The sequence below is a fragment of the Flectobacillus sp. genome, from assembly GCF_049240685.1.
GTDB lineage: Bacteria > Bacteroidota > Bacteroidia > Cytophagales > Spirosomataceae > Flectobacillus.
This window is the reverse complement of record NZ_JBMLSD010000217.1, coordinates 4,781-24,134: the sequence shown is the minus strand read 5'-3', so window position 1 is coordinate 24,134 and position 19,354 is coordinate 4,781. Positions and strand designations below refer to the sequence as shown.

12 protein-coding genes are annotated in these 19,354 nt (G+C 36.8%); 3 read left to right on the top strand and 9 right to left on the bottom strand.

Annotation, left to right across the window (positions count from 1 at the left end; translation table 11 throughout):
• Positions 1–34: 34 nt before the first annotated feature.
• The 3 genes from ACOVQ4_RS09890 to ACOVQ4_RS09880 form a co-directional block, all read right to left on the bottom strand.
• Positions 35–541 carry a type II toxin-antitoxin system VapC family toxin gene (locus ACOVQ4_RS09890; RefSeq protein ID WP_421820489.1) on the bottom strand — a complete coding sequence of 169 codons (507 nt, stop codon included), beginning with the start codon at positions 539–541 and terminating at the stop codon, positions 35–37.
• A 229-nt stretch (positions 542–770) separates the two neighbouring features.
• Positions 771–1,106: a DUF779 domain-containing protein gene (locus tag ACOVQ4_RS09885; RefSeq protein ID WP_421820488.1), complete on the bottom strand. Its 336-nt coding sequence runs from the start codon at positions 1,104–1,106 to the stop codon at positions 771–773.
• A 130-nt stretch (positions 1,107–1,236) separates the two neighbouring features.
• Positions 1,237–2,757, bottom strand: a complete 1,521-nt coding sequence (locus ACOVQ4_RS09880) for an aldehyde dehydrogenase family protein (protein ID WP_421820487.1) — start codon at positions 2,755–2,757, stop codon at positions 1,237–1,239.
• A 335-nt stretch (positions 2,758–3,092) separates the two neighbouring features.
• Here ACOVQ4_RS09880 and ACOVQ4_RS09875 point away from each other — a divergent pair, with 335 nt between their 5' ends.
• Positions 3,093–4,028 (top strand): AraC family transcriptional regulator, encoded by a 936-nt coding sequence (locus tag ACOVQ4_RS09875; protein WP_421820486.1) that lies wholly within the window; start codon positions 3,093–3,095, stop codon positions 4,026–4,028.
• Between the two features lie 161 nt (positions 4,029–4,189).
• The gene (locus tag ACOVQ4_RS09870) at positions 4,190–5,239 is read left to right on the top strand and encodes a hypothetical protein (protein ID WP_421820485.1); all 1,050 of its coding nucleotides are present in this window, start codon (positions 4,190–4,192) and stop codon (positions 5,237–5,239) included.
• Between the two features lie 216 nt (positions 5,240–5,455).
• On the opposite strand, the gene ACOVQ4_RS09865 is transcribed toward ACOVQ4_RS09870, so the two are convergent.
• The 5 genes from ACOVQ4_RS09865 to ACOVQ4_RS09845 form a co-directional block, all read right to left on the bottom strand.
• Positions 5,456–5,893 (bottom strand): hypothetical protein, encoded by a 438-nt coding sequence (locus tag ACOVQ4_RS09865; RefSeq protein ID WP_421820484.1) that lies wholly within the window; start codon positions 5,891–5,893, stop codon positions 5,456–5,458.
• Positions 5,894–6,848: 955 nt separating this feature from the next.
• Positions 6,849–7,250 carry a hypothetical protein gene (locus ACOVQ4_RS09860; protein ID WP_421820483.1) on the bottom strand — a complete coding sequence of 134 codons (402 nt, stop codon included), beginning with the start codon at positions 7,248–7,250 and terminating at the stop codon, positions 6,849–6,851.
• Between the two features lie 205 nt (positions 7,251–7,455).
• On the bottom strand, positions 7,456–9,189 hold the full coding sequence (locus tag ACOVQ4_RS09855) for a glycoside hydrolase family 9 protein (protein ID WP_421820482.1): 1,734 nt from the start codon (positions 9,187–9,189) through the stop codon (positions 7,456–7,458).
• A gap of 54 nt (positions 9,190–9,243) precedes the next feature.
• Complete coding sequence (locus ACOVQ4_RS09850) at positions 9,244–11,583, bottom strand: TIM-barrel domain-containing protein (RefSeq protein ID WP_421820481.1); 2,340 nt, start codon at positions 11,581–11,583, stop codon at positions 9,244–9,246.
• A gap of 414 nt (positions 11,584–11,997) precedes the next feature.
• The gene (locus ACOVQ4_RS09845; RefSeq protein WP_421820480.1) at positions 11,998–13,716 is read right to left on the bottom strand and encodes an ATP-binding protein; all 1,719 of its coding nucleotides are present in this window, start codon (positions 13,714–13,716) and stop codon (positions 11,998–12,000) included.
• Positions 13,717–13,744: 28 nt separating this feature from the next.
• On the opposite strand from ACOVQ4_RS09845, the gene ACOVQ4_RS09840 reads away from it, so the two are divergent.
• Positions 13,745–14,386: a response regulator gene (locus ACOVQ4_RS09840; protein WP_421820479.1), complete on the top strand. Its 642-nt coding sequence runs from the start codon at positions 13,745–13,747 to the stop codon at positions 14,384–14,386.
• A gap of 357 nt (positions 14,387–14,743) precedes the next feature.
• On the opposite strand, the gene ACOVQ4_RS09835 is transcribed toward ACOVQ4_RS09840, so the two are convergent.
• Positions 14,744–17,539, bottom strand: coding sequence for a TonB-dependent receptor (locus tag ACOVQ4_RS09835; RefSeq protein WP_421820478.1), 2,796 nt, complete (start codon positions 17,537–17,539; stop codon positions 14,744–14,746).
• Positions 17,540–19,354: the final 1,815 nt, after the last annotated feature.

Here is a 19,354-nt window from a genome sequence, read left to right as displayed (position 1 = left end):
CTTGCGCAAAGCCCTAAACAACGGAATTTTTCGTCTAATCAATTACCTCAAGACCATCATAAATCGGAAAATACTCATCAGTACTAAGTATAGGCATTTTTTCTACAAAAGATTGTGAGATAATCAGTAAATCGAATGGGTCTCCATGAGGTTTTAGACTACCTTTCTTAGGATAAATTTTAGGTATCTCTGTAATTTTCGCTATATGCTCTTCTTTTACAGATAAGATGTTTATTCCTAAGTCTTTAATTTTATTTAGGGCATCATCTATAGAATATTCGATTGGCGAGTTACCTTTTCTAATTTTAACTGCCATTTCATGAAAGCTTGCAATACTTGCCCAAAGAGTGGATTTTGAGGATAATATATCCTTTTGAGATTTTGAAAGTCTAGAACTATCATTATTCAGAATAAAAATAATAATGTTTGTATCTAAATAGGTAAGCCATTTACTATTTTTGCAGCTTCTGTAAATTCTGTTGATGTATTTTTTTAAGCCTTTCGGTATTCTTTTTTCTCTCCTCTGGTGTATGCAGTTCATGCTCTTCCAATAGTCCCTTGTAAGGATTTTTCTTTGATGATTTATTTTGAGGATTGACTGTCATAACTATTTCGGATTATTGTCTTACAAATATAGCGATATTTTTAAATTCGTCATGAATTGCATCACTGAGCTCCTATCTGATAACTGCCTCTTAAATTTGACCATTCGGCACACCAAATAACTATAGAAATAGCAAATCAAATTTGGGTCAAAAAACACAAGTCCATCAACTATTCAATACACATTTACTAGATTTCATAATAAACCTTACTCCTAGAGGTGCTTCTAGCGAAAAGCCTCCCCCCTTACCTGGCGATACATCCAGCGTTAGTTCGGTATCCTTCCAAAAAGCCAGCTGGTCGTTGGTGGTATAAATAGCACAATCGCACACATCCCCCAACTTAATATCCACCTCTCCTAACCTAAACTCTCCCAATTCATAGCATTGGGGCTGAGTGCCATCACAGCAGCCTCCACTGATATGGAACATCAATCGCCCATGTCGATTCTGCAACTGCCGAACCACATCCTTTGCCAAAGCTGTTATCTTGATTTGATTCATAACTTCAATTTTGAATCTTGAATGAGTGAATTGTGAATTACCAATTACTCTTAAAGAAGGTATCTAGCTCCTTTTTGTATTTGATTTATTTCAACTATTCACAATTCACCATTCACAACTAACTCATTGTTTAAAAGAATCCTAGTTTACTTTTGTTGTTTGACAACAAGATATTTTTCGTTTGACGATATTGGTTAATAGCCATTTTGTGTGTTTCACGACCAAACCCTGACTTTTTATAACCTCCAAAAGAAGCATGAGCAGGATAAGCATGATAGCAGTTTACCCAAACACGACCTGCTTGAAGCTCTCTTGGCACGGTCAATAATTCGTGTGCGTCGCGTGTCCAAACACCAGCGCCCAAACCATACAAACTATCATTGGCAATAGCAATAGCCTCTTCAACAGTTTTGAAAGTTGTAACGGAAGATACAGGACCAAAAATTTCTTCTTGGAAAATACGCATCTTGTTATGTCCTTTGAAAAGCGTTGGCTTGATATAATAACCCTCTGGCAAACCATCGATGTATTGTGAAGCACCACCTGTCAACAACTCAGCACCTTCTTCTTGACCAATTTCAATGTAGCCAAGAATCTTATCAAACTGCTCTTTCGAAGCCTGAGCACCCATCATCGTATTTGGGTCGAGTGGATGCCCCATTTTGATTTTTTCTACTCTTTCAACTACTCTTTCGATAAATTTTTCGTAAATACTTTCATGTACCAACATACGCGATGGACAAGTACAAACCTCACCTTGATTCAAGGCAAACATCGTTGCACCTTCCAAACATTTATCAAAAAACTCATCATCAGCATCCATAATACTTGGGAAGAAAATATTGGCAGATTTACCACCCAACTCCATCGTCACAGGAATAATGTTTTCGGAAGCATATTGCAAAATCAAACGACCTGTTGATGTCTCTCCTGTAAAGGCTACTTTGGCTATCCTAGGCGATTGCGCTAAAGGCTTTCCTGCTTCTACACCAAAACCATTAATGACGTTTACGACACCAGCAGGAAGAACATCCTGCAATAATTCCATGAGGACTAACAAACCAACGGGAGTTTGTTCGGCTGGTTTCATTACTACAGTACAACCTGCGGCCAATGCTGGACAGAGTTTCCATGCTGCCATCAGCAATGGAAAGTTCCAAGGGATAATTTGAGCAACTACCCCAATTGGCTCATGAATATGCATCGAAATTGTATCAGCGTCCAGTTCCGACATCGAACCTTCGTCAGCACGAAGAATACCCGCAAAATAACGGAAGTGATCTATTGCCAAAGGAATATCTGCCGCCATTGTTTCACGAACGGGCTTTCCGTTATCGATTGTCTCTACAGCAGCCAAGTACTGAAGATTGGCCTCCATCACGTCAGCAATTTTCAACAAAATATTACTACGATACGTTGCCGACGAACGAGACCAAGTAGCAAAGGCCTTGTGCGCTGCATCCAGAGCCAATTCTACATCTTCTTTGCTCGAACGTGGCACTTCCGTAAAAGTGCTACCATCTACTGGCGAAGAGTTCTGGAAGTATTCACCTTTCACAGGAGCTACCCACTCGCCACCAATAAAATTCTCATATCTTTCTTTGAACTGTGGACGTGCCACCAAATTGCTCACTTCTACTGTTGTTTCCATGTTGTTAAATTGAGTTAAAAGGATTTCGTGTTGTTTGATGTTTCAAAATTCTCAATTTAATCTCATTTCAATCTTCAGTATTGTATCATGTTTCTACAATAAAATATCATATTTAATCTTGACAACTTACTATTTGTTAAATTGTATAGAATAAAGCTAAAATAGGAAATAAAAAAGACCCATTTGCAGACAAAAAATATATTTTGGTAGTAAATTGTACCATCAAATACAATCTCAACTTGTTTTAAAGAGTTTTAGATATAGTTTGTTTTCCTTCAAAAAAAGGGAAACCTTCCATTTTGAAAATACCCCATAATTTAAGAGATATTCTGGTCATGGAAAAAAAATTTGCGCCACAAACCCAAGCATTAACCAGTTTGAGTCAACTCCAGACGCTAGTAGAGCATCGTTCTACCTTCAACTTGAATCATTGTGAATTGAACATTTTCGAAACGCACCAGCAAAGCGAACGAGTGAGTCTAAAGTTTAATGACTTGGTATTTACGGCTATGCTTCGTGGCAAGAAGGTGATGAATCTTTTTGGTAACAAGCGTTTTGACTATCTCCCGGGCGAGTCGGTTATCGTCCCTTCCAACGAAGAAATGATTATTGATTTTCCAGAGGCAAGCTTACAAACACCTGCTCAATGTATTGCTTTGGCGATTGATGAAGAGAAAATAAAGGAGACCGTAGATTTATTGAATGAAAAATATGCCAAAGTAGAATTAAATGACCAATGGAATATAGATTTGAATCGCTTTCATATCAAAAACACCCAGGAGTTAGCTAGCACAATTGATCGTTTGGTATATGTTTCAAAAGAAAATAATGTATCAAAAGACCTATTTGCCAACTTTGCTTTACAAGAATTATTGCTTCGTCTTATGCAAACACAAGCCCGAGTATTGATTTTTGATAACTATATGCAATATATCAATACCAATCGCTTTGCTCATGTGGTGAGATATATTCGTGAAAATTTGGCCGAAAACCTCACTATCGAAAAACTGAGCGATATGGCTTGTATGTCAAAAGCGCACTTTTTTCGTAGCTTCAAACGTGAATTTGGCTTAAGTCCTGTCGAATTTATTATCCAAGAAAGAGTAAAATTAGCCAAAAAGCTCCTCTCCGATCCAAGCACCAGCGTAACAGATGCGAGCTATCGAGTAGGTTTTCAGAATGTCAATTATTTTTGTACTATTTTCAAAAAATATGAAGGCACAACACCAACTTATTTCAAAAAGAGCCTTCCCATTTTGACAGCTTCTTAAGCTTGATTTACAAGCAATTTCTTATTTCTACCCTATTCTTCGGTAGAGATTATTTATCAAATAATTTGCATTTGCGCAAAAGGAGTGAAAAATTCATGTTTTGATTTGCACCAGAACGAAATTTACTAATTTCAAATTTCATTCGTAAAATCCTTTCTTACATGAATTATAACAAAAAACAAGGTGAGTTTCTCTTAGAAACAATTGAGGAGTGGCAAAAGCGAGGAACCATCAACCATGAAACCGCCGAGAAACTTAAATCCGAGGTTCAAATCCGTCCGTTTGATTGGATGAAATTGGCTATCTATGCCTTTTGGATTGCCATGATTTGTATCATTATCTCTGTGGCCACAGCTCTCAAAGATAATCGACTCATCGAACTCATCACCGAACTTTTTACTTCTTCAAATACCGCTATTTGTATTGGTTTTATCGGAATTGCAGCTGGACTCTATGCTTGGGGGCTAAATCGTCGCAAAAATCATCCTCAAAATCTGTTTAGCAATGAAACCATCTTCTTGGGAGGTGTATTGGCAACGGCTGTTGCGGTAGGCTACTTTGGCAAAGTTATCGATAACGGCAGTGGACATTTTTCTATGCTATTTTTACTGTCTACCTTGATATATGCAGGCTTAGGGTTCTGGTTTCCTTCCACACTTGTCTGGATTTTTGCCATATTATCATTCGGAACGTGGTTTGGAACAGAAACGGGCTATGCTTCAGGCTGGGGAGCTTATTTTATTGGCATGAACTATCCTATGCGATTTGTGCTTTTTGGACTAATCCTAACTGTAATTAGCTTTTTTATTCCGAAAAAATCAAAACTAGAGGATTTCCAACACCCTACCTATGTTTTAGGGCTTTTATACCTCTTTATTTCACTTTGGATACTTTCTATTTTTGGCAATTACGGCGATATGGATTCTTGGTATCATGTAAAACAGATAGAATTATTCCACTGGGGAATCCTTTTTGCGGGAGCAGCTATTATGGCAATTTGGTATGGACTCAAACAAGACGATTATACGTCTAGAAGTTTCGGGATTACCTTCCTTTTTATCAATCTTTACACTAAGTTTTTTGAATACTTCTGGGACTCCATTCACAAAGCGGTATTCTTCTTAATTCTTGCTGTTTCATTTTGGTTTTTAGGTCAAAAAGCAGAAAAAATTTGGAATTTGGAATTTTTAAAAGGAGATAAAAAGGAATAAATAATTTAGCGAGTGAGTGATTAAGTAAAAATTTGTATTCCATCAGTAGAGACGCAATGATTGCGGCTCAAACCAAGTAAATCTAGCTTGATTGCCTCAAAAATGGCTCGGAAAATATTTTCCGAGCCATTTTTTATGAAAATTTGAAGGATAATCCCAAACCTAAAATTAGGGATGACTCATGTATATAGAAGGTTTTGATGCTTTATGCGAAGCTTATTTTTTCAAAAACGTTGCTGTATATACTTCATTAGAATTCGTTAGGTAATTATACACGTTTACGGGAGCGTGAACTTCATTCGATTCAAAATATATATCGGTGCCAAAGCGTATTTTTTTACCATCATTTTGGGCAAAATAATTAAAACTAGAACCCATTCCTCCTCCAGCATTTGCAGTTTTAATGTCAATTTTAATTTTAATCGTTGCTGAGCCATTGGCTTCTTTCTCTACAAGCAAAGTTCCCGAAGTCCCTGCCACCAGATTGCCTTTGGCATCAGTGAGCGAAATAAGTTGATAATCCCCAAGCGCCGCTTCAAAATTACTTTTTGAACTGGCAACAGGTAAAACTTGATCTTCGGTAGACGACTGTTTACAAGAAAATGCCACTATCATGAACAAGAGAAACAGTGATTTTTTTAAATAAATATTCATACGTATGATTGGATGATTGAAAAGTCAGTAAAACTAACTATAAAATCCCAATAATTAGTACAACAACTATAAACATTTGGGGAAATAGGCACAAGGCAACAGGCATAAGGCAAAGAGTGTTAACATAATTTTAAAAAAATTGTAAAGACCTTTTGCCTATTGCTTACGGCTTAAAGTACTCAAGTTACATTTTATGTTGCGTGCGAACTTGAGTAACCAAGCAGAATTAGATTTAAGTTTTGTGTTGAAGGCATAAGGCAACAGGCATAAGGCAAAGAGTGTTAACATAATTTTTAAAAAATTGTAAAGACCTTTTGCCTATTGCTTACGGCTTACAGCTTAAAGCACTAAAGTTAAATTTTATTTTAACGTGCGAACTTACCACAGAAAGGCATTCATTAGTAAAAGTTTAATCAATTTCATTCCACTTCCACGTCTTTTCCAATAATCGAACAAGCTAATTATAACAAATTGAAAATCAGAAATTTACATTTTTAAAATTTAGAATAAAAAAATGTAAAATTTAGTACCAATTTTGCAAACAATCTGTTGCATTTCCTGTTTTAATATTATGGCATTTTTCTTTGAAAAATTCGATTAACAACATATATAAAGTCCGTACTCAAAATTAGATTTTAGTACTTGTTTTCAGGCTGTAAACCTAGGCATTAGGCCAGCACACATTTCTATCGTTACTAAAAAACCATTTAACACTCGTTGCCTTGTGCCTTCAACACAAAACTTGAATCTAATACCGCATTTGAACTTAAGTTAGTGGGCAAAATAAAATTTAATCATTTAGCTTTCGGCTTTCAGCCCTGGGCATTCGGCCAAAAATATCTATCGTTACTAAAAATATTTTAACACTATTTGCTTTGTGCCTGTTGCCTGTTCCCTAAAACACAAAACTTGAATTTAATTCTGCATATATACTTATAATCCTTACTTTATTATTTTATTTAGTAAACACTGCAGTATAAATACCCGAACCCGTCGGAACAGAAACATACAAAGTTCCTGATTGGTAGTAGTGATCAGTACCAAAGTTGATTTTCGTCCCAGTAATCGTGACAAGATATGTATTAGTGATATTTACATTTGAGGTAGAGTTACCGTTCTTCAAAGTAATAGCATACGTAAAACCTGCTGTATTGCTATTGTCGCGCTTAACCGTTAAAGTTCCCGAACCAGAAACAGCAACACCAGAAGCATTGGCAATAGAGCGAAGTGTATAAGTACCAATTGCTACATCAAAGTCAACAGTTGGGCTTGTATTTGTAGTATCTTCATCAGAACTACAAGCGATAATACAAGAAATCGAAAGCAATAGAACTATAAAGCCGAAGAGTTTTTTCATGTACATAAAATGGTTTGTTTTGATAATAATTTAGGCTACAAAGTTACAAGCGAAAATTATCTGGGCACAACCATAAAGCTATACACCCACAAAAACATCAAAACAAAGCACTGATAATCAACAAACTAAAACCATTCGAACTTATTTTACGGTTTTTAAAATAGGCATAAAACTATTTGTATTAACAAATGTATGAAAGTGCATTTTAGTGAAAGTATGATTCCAAAGCCATCGCCAGATATACCAAAGGCGCATTCCAGTTGATTGCAATTTCGTTGGACGCATACGAGCAATCCGTATCCGAAAATGATTCGTCTGGCACATTAGAATCATATTTACATTGGTCCTGTTGACCAGAATTAGGTCCACCCGACAGTAACCCGGGAACAGGTTCGTCGACGCCATCGGCAATCGAGATACGGTGATGCGGATGCCTAGGATATTTACTTCCATATCCAGTAATCAACGAATAGCCAATTCCGTTTCTTCCTAACAAATAATCCATATTTCCCAAAGCAGCCTCCAAATAGATTTTTTTAGGCGTTATTTGAAAAGCCTGTAACAAAAACATCGCTTGATTGGCAGCATGAGAAGAACTTCCCCACATAAAATCATTAGCTGATTTTCCCATCACTGTTCTAAACAACTGCAGGCTCACATCCTTCACCATTTCGTCTGCTTGTTTCAGCACAGTTTGCTTCATTTGCATCATTTTGTTGGCAGTGTAGGCAGGCAAAATTTTCTCTGATTTTAGTAAGGAAAATGCGCCCAAAGGCATAACCGAGTTCCAGGAAGGTATAGGAAGCCAATAAACCTCCGTACTTGCTATGCGTTGCCAATACTGGGTCTTTTGAGTAGTAATAAACAATTCGGCTTCTGCCCAAAACCACTCATCCGCCTCATTATTATCTTCATAACCGCCCGTGTTGATAGCAGGCTTAAATTTTTCGTTATTTTGATTTTGATGATAAAATACTTTTGGGTTTGCCTTTGCCCAAAGCCAAGCCTTTTCGGCTGCAATCAAACACCTGTTTGATAAATCTGAATTGTAGGGCTTCAAAATTCTTGAAGCTTGAGCCATTACCGCCGAAAAATCAAGACTTGCAATGGTATTTTTTTGTACCACATAGCGGGGCTGATTAGCCTTTTCTGGCATCAACATTCCATCGAAGTTGGCGTTGGTTAATTTATGATAGACACCTCCATCCACAGGGTCTTGCATGGATAACATCCATTCGAGGTTTACCAAAATTTCATCTAATAAATCGGGTAAATTATTCCCACTTTCAGGAATATTAAGCTCTAAATCGTTGGCTATTTTGGGAAAATCTTCCAAAGCCGAAAGCAAGGTATACATCGTAATGCCTGAATTTACGATATACTTATTGTAATCCCCAGCATCATACCAGCCTCTTGGCGAACGAATGCGAGTGCCTTCAGGGCGATTTTCGGAAACAGCATTCGCATGAACCAGTACCGCGGTATCAGGATGTCCAGCTTTTCTTGCCCATTTTCCTGCGTATCTTTCTGGTAAATCTTCTGAAACACGCTGGAAATAAAAACCTTTGATTGCCGCTTTGGCGACGCCATTCAGGGTATTATTTTTGATTTCAAACGGATACGAATTCCCAAGCTTTTCTACAGAAAGTATATATTGACCTTGTTTCTTAAAATTAGTAAAATCTATTTCCTGCGTCCATTTTTCAGAAAACGGACTTTTTATGGCCGATTTGATTTTCCCGTGATAAACAACCTTGTTTGACTCTTTTTCTAGGATTGTAAAATTGTCATACGCTTTACCTAGCACAAGCGCTATTTTGGGGGCATTTGGATAAAAACCCACTTGGTTAAGCCGAATCTGGTCGGCAGGATTTTGGGCTAATAGACCAAATCCTGCCAGTAAGAATCCAGTCAAGTAGCAGAAGCTAGCTTGTTTCATGGTATTAATAGAATTGGATAGATAATCGGCAATGAACCGAAGAATTAATTAGTATTATTTTTCAAGAAAGCTCACGCAATTCAATTTTACTTTTTGATTGTAAGGGTCTTTTAACAATTGTGCTTTTTTGCCCTTAATAGAAACACTTACTTCTTGCCATTGTGTATCATTTGGTAAATACACCTTTCCTTTTGAGATACCATTTAAGGTGTAACTTACCAATTTGATGCTCGACCAGTCGATTTGCGCTGTAGATTGTGCCAGTTTGACTTGAGGAATCAGGGCACCCTCTTTTACCATTACCACAATAGAAAAATCACCGCCATCAATTTTATGCCAACCACCCTCATAAATCTTATTTGACTGAAAATCAATCCATTTACCTTTAGGAAGATATACATTTCGTTCATTTGAACCTGTTTCAAAAATAGGGGCTACCAAAATATCCTCGCCCAAGAGATATTCATTCTCGATTTGCCAAGCCCCGGGGTCGTTTGGAAACTCAACAAAAAGTGCTCGCATCATCGGTAATCCTTTTTCGGAAGCTACTTTTGCTTGAGCATAGATATATGGCATCAACTTATATTTGGTCTCTGCAACTTTTCTGAAAGTATTCAAAAAATTCTCACTATATGCCCAAGGCTCTTTGGGCGGTTGTCCGTGACATCTAGAATGTGAAGTAAATAAGCTAAATGGCGCCCATCTACGGTATAAATCCTCGGGCGTTTGTGCAGCGAATCCTCCAGCATCATGACTCCAAAAACTAAATCCTGATAAACCTATCGACAAGCCTCCTCGCAGTTGTGCTTCCATTCCCATATCCGAGGCCTCGGCATCGCCTCCCCAGTGCAATGGATATCGCTGGCTTCCAGCCCAAGTACTCCGAGCCCAAATGATGTGTTCACCTGTAATTTGTTTGGTAATATCGGCCACAATTTTGTTGTATCTCAAAGGATACAAATTGTGTTCATAAAAGCCAGTTCTTCCATTTGCATAAATACCGTTTAAAGGCGCTGCTTCACCAAAGTCAACTTTGATTACTGACACTCCCATTTTCAAGAGATTCCCTATTTTATTCTGATACCATTCAATCGTATTTTTATTGGTAAAATCTAAAACAGCATCTTCGTAGGGTAAATTTCCTTTGGCATTTTTGACACTAAGCCCTTTCGAAACAATTTCAGAAAACAACTCATTTTTAGGAACAAAATATGGGAGTTGCCACAAACAGGTTCTAAAACCTTGATCCTTCAAATCAGCAATCATTTTTTCAGGATTTGGGAAACGATTTTTCGAAAATTCATAATCACATCGCCAATCTGTTTCGAACCAACCTGTATCAAAATGTATGACATCCGAAGGAATTTTATACTCTCTCAATTGCTTGGCAACTGTTCGGCCATCCTGCTCGGAAAAATAAGAAATACGACTCATCCACAAGCCAAATGACCAAAGTGGAGGCATTGAAGCCTTGCCAGTAATATTGGTATATTCATCCAGAATCTCTTTTGGGTCGCCTAAAAAAACAAACAAATCCAAACTTTCATCTCCAATCAATAGGGCATTGGAAGCACCAAAGGTTGCGCCAAAATCACAAGTGATAGGTGAAGAGGTGTGCATAAACATCCCATACCCACGACTGCTCATAAAAAATGGAATAGGCTTATACATTCCACTCGTTTCAACGCCATTGGGGTCGGTTGTGTAAAGATTTACTTTTTGCCCGTATTTATTTAGTCTTGTAAACGACTCTCCACATCCAAAAATCTTTTCATCGGGGGATAGCGTAAAAACAGCTGCCACACTTCGAGAATAATCAGACGCACGACGAACGAAGGAAAAAGGTAACGAAGGAGTAAAAGACGTTTTCCCATCTACTTGATGGCGTGTTTTGGTCAGTAATTTTCCATTGGCGTCATGAATCTCAATCGCCCAAGGATTTTCGGTAATAAGTACTGTCCCAAATGTGCCTTTATATTGGTGACCGTTTTTCGTTTTGGTGTATATCCACGAGGCATCTTTATTGGGCTCTTTGACCAACATCAATGAGGGTTCGGTAGCAGGCGCGACGTAGCCAGTTTGTGCTTTGATACGAATCGTTTTGGGAGATACAAACTCTATACTGAACGGAAGCACGGGGTCAACTGCATATTCAATCCCTGGAAATTCGTTGCCAGGAACTTTATGTATTCCCGCCATCGTATTATTAAAGGCATGTTGAGGATAATATTGATTTCGTCTCCATTTCAATTGTCCTTGTCCAGTTGTGGGATTAAACCAAGCCAAACTATCGGCCAAAAAATAAGTATTGGTAAAATCCCGAAAGTCACGACTTAAATCAAAAGGTTCATTTTGAAGCAGAGAGCCATTTTGTGCAAATGAAAGATTTGCCATTGCACAAAATATTGCTATATGGAGGAGTTTCTTAAAATATCGTGTCATATAATACTTAGAATAACCAATTAACTATCAAGGAGATTTTACTTTAGGCGCAGATTAGACTACGCCCAAAAGTAAAATGCAGCTCCCAATTCAATTTTCAAAATATATACTTATGTGTTTTTTGGATACTTTGTAATATGCGGATGTGAAATGCCTTTAGTCTTTATTTTGTACAAATTTCTATTTTTTTTATCTTATAAAATTCAGGGTTATTCCTCAAAAACAAAACTCAGGGTAAACCCTGAGTTTTGTTTTTGAGCTTGTGGCTTTCAGCTTTGGGCATTCTGCAAAAACCTATTTATGGTTACTAAAAAACAAGGTAAAACTCTTTAGTATGTGCCTGATGCCTATTGCGGATGAATATCACTAGTTAGATTCTACCTCTATATTTATGGCAGTACCAAACTGCGAGTCACTTTCAATCGAAAGCGTGCCTTGTAAATAATCCAATCGTGAGCGAATATTCCGCCACCCTCTCATAGAATGCTCTGCAATATTGGTGTCGAAGCCCTTCCCATTGTCCTCGACAGTCAAATGAATATGTTTTTTTTGAAAACTAATCTGAATAATCACTTCGGATGCCTCTGCATATTTCAAGGCATTTGCCAATAATTCCTGAACGATTCGATAAATCATCAGAGACTTTTCCTTCCCAATGTCAAAATATTCACCATATACTTGAAAAATAATCTCCGTTTTTCCAAGGTAGTTTTTGCTGACCAAATCTTCTATAGCAGCAATCAATCCAAAATTTTGAAGGTTAGAAGGCTGGAGATTCCCCGAAATATTTCGCACCTCGGTGCAGGCATCATCGAGCATTTGTTGCAACTGTATATTGTTCCAAAGCGGGGCATCCATCATCATTTTGATACGCGAAAGTAAAGTCCCAAGTCCATCGTGCAAATCCTGAGAAATCCGTAATCGTTCCTGTTCCTGACCATTGATTAAGGCTTGAAGGCTATCTATTTGGGCTGTTTTGAAAACTTTATCTGCCTGAAGTCTTGCCAACTTTTGCTTTGAAAAATAGGCATATAGCATCAAAATCAACAACAAAAAGGCCATCAATATAGTCAAGATATATATTCTTTGGGTGGCCTTCAGCGAATCTAATTCGGCTATTGCTAGGCGTTTTTCTAAAGCTATTTTAGAAATTTTTTCCTGCTGTTCCTCCAATAATTGATATTCCCGATACTGCCTAACTTCAACTTCCAATTTAGAGCTTTCTACCAACTGCTGAGCCTTGTAGGCCAAAAAAGTGTAGTCAAATGCACTTTCAAACAGTCTTTGTTTTTTGTAAACCAGCCCTAGCTCTTCATAAATGGCTTTTCTTAACAACAACATGCTAAAATAACGCTCGGTGATTTTTTGAGCCAATTTCAAAGATTCAATCGCTAGCTTGTAGTTTTCTTGCTGCCTAAATACAGACCCTAAATAAAAATAAGAAACGGCTTCAAGCCATGCTACTTTGAGAGTTTTGGCAATTTTTAGACTATGCTGAGCCTTTGCAATAGCCTCTGTAAAATAGCCTTCACCACGATACCAATCAGCCCAGGCGGCTTCTATCCTACCAGTCGAAAGCATGGATTTTGGTAATTCGTCCGAACGAAGCAAATATTCTTTGGCTAGAGACATCTGATTTTGCCTTATAGCCAAGTTGGCTAAGTTAATCATGTGACCTATTTCTAAATCGGGTCGGTGTATTTTTCTAAAATATTGAACCGCCTTTGTCAAATACTCTTTGGCATAATTGGCAAAAAGCGGCCGATCCATAAAGTAGGCTCCTAATGAACCTTTTACCTCATAGTAGTTCAACGAATCACCAAGGACTCGGAAATAATCCATACTTTTGCGATAGCTATCAATCGGGGATTCGTCTGATAAATTCCAACGCTCTTGGTTTTTGGCTTGAACCAAATAGGTCATGGCCAAACCACGGATATTGTTTTTGACTTGAAAATCCTGAATAAATCGCTCCAATTGCGCCTTGGTATACAAGGAATCTGGATGCGGAAAGGTTTGCGCAAGTAGATTAGTTATCCTAAAGAAAACACAAGTCCAAACCAATAAAGAGCAAATACTTTTCATAACACATAGATTTTTGACAAAAAAACAGATGATTCGTGTAATTTTAGTAGATGACCATAAAATTTTTACAGAAGGTCTAGCTCATATCTTGGGTTTGGAGTCGGATATTGAGGTAGTTGGGCAATGCCAAACTGCACAAGAACTTTATGACTTAGTAAAATCGAATGAAAAATTAGTGATTTTATTGGACATCAATTTGGGAAATGAAAGTGGATTAGATATTTGTAAGACACTATCCGAAAACTATCCCTTGGCAAAAGTAATTGCGGTATCCATGTATCAAGAAGAAAGTTTTATCACCAAAATGTTGAAAAATGGCGCTTCGGGTTATTTACTAAAAAACACTGGTAGAGAGGAGTTTCTACGTGCTATTCGGGAGGTTAATGAAGGCAAAAACTACCAAAGTCAAGCCGTCACCGAAATTATCATGAATGGTTTGAGCCGACAAAAAAATCAGGAAAGGAATCTTCATGAATTGAAATTTACAAGAAGAGAAAAAGAAATACTGGAATTAATCGCTAAAGGACTGACTACCAAAGAAATAGGCAACAACTTGTGTATTAGTGAAAAAACAGTGGAAACGCATAGAAGTAACCTTTTGACCAAATTTGATGTAAAAAACATGGTAAGCCTTCTAAAACTCGCAATGGAGTATGGTTATGTAAAATAGATTTTTTATTCTAGCTCAAGAAGCACAAGGTTTGCGTTTCAATGTTTGTAAAATCAAGTATAATAGCATCAAAAAAGGGGTCGGAAAATATTTCCCGACCCCTTTTTATAAAATTTGGAAGATTATCCTAAACCCAAAATTTGGGATTAGTCGTGCTAAGTTAGTACGCAAAATAAAGTTTAAGATTGTGCTTTAAGCTTTCAGGTATGGGCTTTCGGCGCTGGGCTTTGGGAAAAATGCTTGTCCGTGGTCGTTAAAAACATTTTAACACGCTTTGCCTAGTGCCTGTTGCCTTATGCCTAAATTTTTCGCACTCCTATTAATGATATCTTGGCAGTTTTTTCATCAAAATTACCTCTAGCTATTCCCTTTAAAATTACGGATATTGTAAGTGAAAGTAAGCATAAAGTATTGAGTCAATACATTAGAGCGTACATCGGCAATGTAGGTATCTGTAACAGTACGTGTAATACTATTATTTCGTTTCAATACATCAAAAACAGTAATTTTGGCTTCGGCACGCTGATTTTTTAGGAATTTTTTACCTGCGGACATATTCCAAAGGATAAACTGTTGATTAAAAGAATCTGACAGACCATTGTAACGGTAATAGCTCAAATCTGACTGAAATAAAAAGCCTTTACCAAATATCAAATTCAAACGACCCGTGCCAGTATGCACATAGTATTTTGTATTTAGCTGTGGCTGTAGCGTATTGTCTACCTGATTGTAACCAAGGTTATAAGTTAGGTTAAAATCGATATTCGTACTGATGTTACTAGCAAAAGTAATTCCTTGATTAAAATTGTATTGATTACTTGTATTTAATTGGTCGTTGATTTTCCCTGGTAATTTTGAATAATTATAGCTTGAGGTCAGGTTTACGTTTGTTTTGATAAATGATAGCGGGAACCCAACTACCATAAACGAGCGCATGTTGAGCGAGTTGTCAAAATTGATTGGACGCGTAAGCTGAGCTCCCTTTCTCAAAGTAACACCTCTATCTATAATCATATCTTGCTGCGCAATAATCACTTCGTTTCCAATTGGATTTGTGGTATATTCAAGATTTCCCAAAATCATAAAAGTTAGGGCTTTTGCCGGAATACCATAGGTGTATCTAACATTCAAGTTATGACTATATTCTTGTTGCAAATTAGGATTACCACTAGTCAAGAAGAGTGGGTTGGTGTTATCTAACACATTTTGCAACTGGGTAATGCTCGGCGCATTGGTAGAGGTACGGTAGTTGAATCGAATACGACTATCTTGCGAAAATCTGTAATCCAACTGCAAATATGGTAGCACATTTTGGAAACTGGTTTCAACTTGTGTAGTTCTTGGGAAAAGCTGTTGACCCGATAACTCCGCCGATTGATAATTAGCTCCTACATTGAGGTTACCACTTTTCATACGCAAGTTGTATCCCAAGCCTGCACGATGAGTTAGATAGTCATTATCAAATTTATTGGACAATAACGAATCCAAAACAGAATATTCGTTCGAAGTTGGATTAAATTTATTTGTGACCTTGTCACTCTTATTATTATTAAAAGACACATTGTAAGTACCTTGGAGCAAGCCCTTTCCGATAGGTTCGGTATACACCAAATTGGCTGATAATGTATAACCTTTGGTATCGGTAACCGAAATTTGCTTGGTTGACGAGCTGGTATTACTTGTGAAATATTGGTTGTTTGAAATCAAGTTACTGTTTGCATTTCTATCATTAAGAGCCGTACTCAAATTTAATGAAACAGAACGACCTCTTTTGGCAAAACTATGACGGTATAGGATATCATTATTAAATGTATAACCAGTTCGTTTGGCAGTAGTATTATTAGAGGTTTGGTTCAATTTTTGATTACTCGCATCTGTTGTCAAACCATCCACAATGCTTGTAGAGTTATTGTTTTGTAGATTTAATCTTGGTGTAAAAATAATTGTATTTTTGGGGTCAATCGTATATTCCAAACGGAGATTCAAACGGTGGTTGTAGTTATTACTTGAGCTATTTGACTGTTCATCATAATATTGATTGGCCGCTTGGCTCAAAAAGTAAGTTCGGTAGGTCGACTGAGTGTTATTGTTGTTACTATTATTAAAAAAATAACTTCCTTTAATAGCCAGTTTTTTTCCCAAGTTATCGGTATAATTTACCCCAAAAGAGTTGGTGGTATTGATACCAGTTTGTTGCCCAACCAAAAAGTTATCAGACGAACCGCCGAAATTTCCGCCTCCTCGATTACCGCCTCCGCCTCCACCGCGATTTCCACCTCCACTACTACTGCTGCTTACTCCCAACAAATCTTGACTAGAGAAATTTTGCTGATTAATATTATTACTCATCCCTAAAATCGACCATCTTTTTTCTCCGTTAAATAAGTTAATGTTTCCTCCAGCCGAATAGTTATCGTTGGTACCCAGACCAGCGTATACCTTCCCAAATTGTCCATTTCTACGATTGGGATTTGTCACAATATTGATAGTTTTGGTAGTATTACCGTCGTTAAAGCCTGTTAGTTGGGATTGGTCGCTCAAACGATCCATAATTTCAATTTTATCAATCAATTCGGCAGGTAGGTTTTTGAGAGCGATATTGGGGTCATCTCCAAAAAAGGGTTTCCCGTCCACCAAGACTTGGGCTACATTTTCGCCTTGTGCTTTGATTTGGCCATTTTCTACGGTTATTCCTGGTAGTTTTTTGACTAATTCGTCTGCGTTTGCATCTGGTGCAGTCTTAAATGCGTTTGCATTGTATTGAAGCGTATCGCCTTTTTGCACCATTGTGGCGGCTTTGCCTTTTACCACAACCTCGTTCAGTTCGTTTGTACTTTCTTGTAAAACAATATCGCCTAAGTTGTTGAATTCCTTGGCAATAGTAATATTTTTGGTAAGTTCTTTATAGCCGACAATAGTAGCTTTTAGTTGGTATGTAGTGTTTAGAGGTAAACGATTGATAATAAAGCGTCCATTGACATCAGAGGGGCCAAAATGCTTATCTTTGACATCATTTGGATTAGTCAAAACAACATTTACACCAATTAATGCTTCCCCTTTTGCGTCAACGAATTTGCCTGTTAAACGACTTGTTTGTGCCCAAGCTCCTACGCTGATTAACATCAACAGAGCGATTCGGAAATAGGTTATCATAAATATATTTTAGATAAAGATGAAATTATATTCACTCGGATTTTGCTTGGTTAGACCGTCCAAGAAGTGCTTTTGTTTAGTGCAAGAAAGAGGAAGAAAGCCCGAAAATAGACTCTTGTAGACCAATGAATTTTATGTATAGACCAAGCTTTTTTATGTGTAGATAAAAAGAAAACAAAGTTTGTAAAAATTGGTCTATGATTGTGAATAACTCATTTTTTTTTGACTAAAATCATCGAGCCAAAACGCTTTGGATGAGTACTTCATGCTCAAGTTAGGAAAAGTTTGGCTGAAATGGATTGGTAATTTACTAACTATTTTCAATTTTGTACTTTATTGATTTAGATATTTTTCAAATAATGACTCATGAATTTATTACAATTATGAGCTTTGAGGAATCTAATCGGTTGAATCATCATTTTCATCGCTAAAGTATTATTATCTCCCAAAATCTATCCTTACAACACTAATCAAAAATTACCACTCCCTAATTTCCCTCAAAAATCAGCGACAATAGATTGGATTTTAACGTTTTTTTTCGGAATTTGGTCAACAGAAAATGCTTTATAATCGTAACACCCAAATTATCTACTTATAAAACCGTCCATGAACCACATGCGCCAGTGTTGGTTGGCTTTGTTAAATTAATACATATTTCTTGCTTAATCCTTGAATTTATGAGGCCAAGAATTACCTTGTCGGCTTGGTTCTGTATTTAACACGCAATATTATATTTAAGTGGTATGTTTGAAGAATCGATCAATCCTTTATTCCTAATCGTAATTTTGTATGCCATTATACAATTATCGATTGTAGTCTACTTTTTCGTTCGAAAGTCTAGTAGCAGAAAATGTCCCAGCTGTGGCAATCCTTATGGTACACGTACTAAGAGAGGTATATTTTTAAAGACATTTTTATTTTTTGTCCCAAATTTGAAGTACTACACTTGCCTTAATTGTGGTACAAAATATTTTTCAACCATGACTGAAAAAAAGGAAGTATTAGTTGAAAAGTGAATAAATTGATGTCAATATCATAAGTATTTTTATTAAATACTTTAAAGCTATAAGTTTGATTTTTACGAAGGTCGAATTTAATTATATCTCTATTTATGTACTACCCAAATAGAGTTTTTCAAGAAACAGAATCATTTTAATCTTAACTAAAATAAAGATTTTAACAAGATATTCTCAAGAAGGAAAATGTTATTAGATAACAGTATATCGGTTATTTGAAGACATTCATAAACAAAAGATTATAGTCAAAGTTTACCTCAGATATACTATTAGTTTAATTTTTCCTTTTACTTATCTCTAAAAATCTGAGAAGTTATTCTCGTATAAGGCATTTTAAAAAACACATAGGTTATCCCGAATTTTTAAATAGGGATTTCTCTTCAAGTTTTCAGCAAAAAAGCGGTCAGGAAAATTTTCCGACCGCTTTTTTTGGTATTATCATGTTAGATTTTACTCGGCTTGAGAAAATTATTGGCACACAAGCATTGCGTCTCTAAGACTAGAATAAAAATTTCAATTAATTGTCAGGCAATAGTCACTCGTTGCCTGTTTGCTAAAACACAAAACTTAAATTTAATTTTTGAGCTGCCGGCTCTCAGCTTTGGGCATTCGGCAAAAAATATCTGTTGTTACTAAAAAACAATTCCACTCGTTGCCTATCGCCTATTGCTGATCGCCTACCGCAGATCGCCTATCGCCTATCGCCTATCGCCTATTGCCTACCGCCTACACTCGCCTATCCCCCCAACTTAATAAATTTGCTTAGAAGGAATTCTTTTGATTAGGAAATAGCCAACTA

Excerpts from the sequence above, each read along its gene's own strand:
- ACOVQ4_RS09890 (WP_421820489.1), bottom strand. The coding sequence starts at position 541 with ATGAACTGCATACACCAGAGGAGAGAAAAAAGAATACCGAAAGGCTTA.
- ACOVQ4_RS09885 (WP_421820488.1), bottom strand. The coding sequence starts at position 1,106 with ATGAATCAAATCAAGATAACAGCTTTGGCAAAGGATGTGGTTCGGCAG.
- ACOVQ4_RS09880 (WP_421820487.1), bottom strand. The coding sequence starts at position 2,757 with ATGGAAACAACAGTAGAAGTGAGCAATTTGGTGGCACGTCCACAGTTC.
- ACOVQ4_RS09875 (WP_421820486.1), top strand. The coding sequence starts at position 3,093 with ATGGAAAAAAAATTTGCGCCACAAACCCAAGCATTAACCAGTTTGAGT.
- ACOVQ4_RS09870 (WP_421820485.1), top strand. The coding sequence starts at position 4,190 with ATGAATTATAACAAAAAACAAGGTGAGTTTCTCTTAGAAACAATTGAG.
- ACOVQ4_RS09865 (WP_421820484.1), bottom strand. The coding sequence starts at position 5,893 with ATGAATATTTATTTAAAAAAATCACTGTTTCTCTTGTTCATGATAGTG.
- ACOVQ4_RS09860 (WP_421820483.1), bottom strand. The coding sequence starts at position 7,250 with ATGAAAAAACTCTTCGGCTTTATAGTTCTATTGCTTTCGATTTCTTGT.
- ACOVQ4_RS09855 (WP_421820482.1), bottom strand. The coding sequence starts at position 9,189 with ATGAAACAAGCTAGCTTCTGCTACTTGACTGGATTCTTACTGGCAGGA.
- ACOVQ4_RS09850 (WP_421820481.1), bottom strand. The coding sequence starts at position 11,583 with ATGGCAAATCTTTCATTTGCACAAAATGGCTCTCTGCTTCAAAATGAA.
- ACOVQ4_RS09845 (WP_421820480.1), bottom strand. The coding sequence starts at position 13,716 with ATGAAAAGTATTTGCTCTTTATTGGTTTGGACTTGTGTTTTCTTTAGG.
- ACOVQ4_RS09840 (WP_421820479.1), top strand. The coding sequence starts at position 13,745 with ATGATTCGTGTAATTTTAGTAGATGACCATAAAATTTTTACAGAAGGT.
- ACOVQ4_RS09835 (WP_421820478.1), bottom strand. The coding sequence starts at position 17,539 with ATGATAACCTATTTCCGAATCGCTCTGTTGATGTTAATCAGCGTAGGA.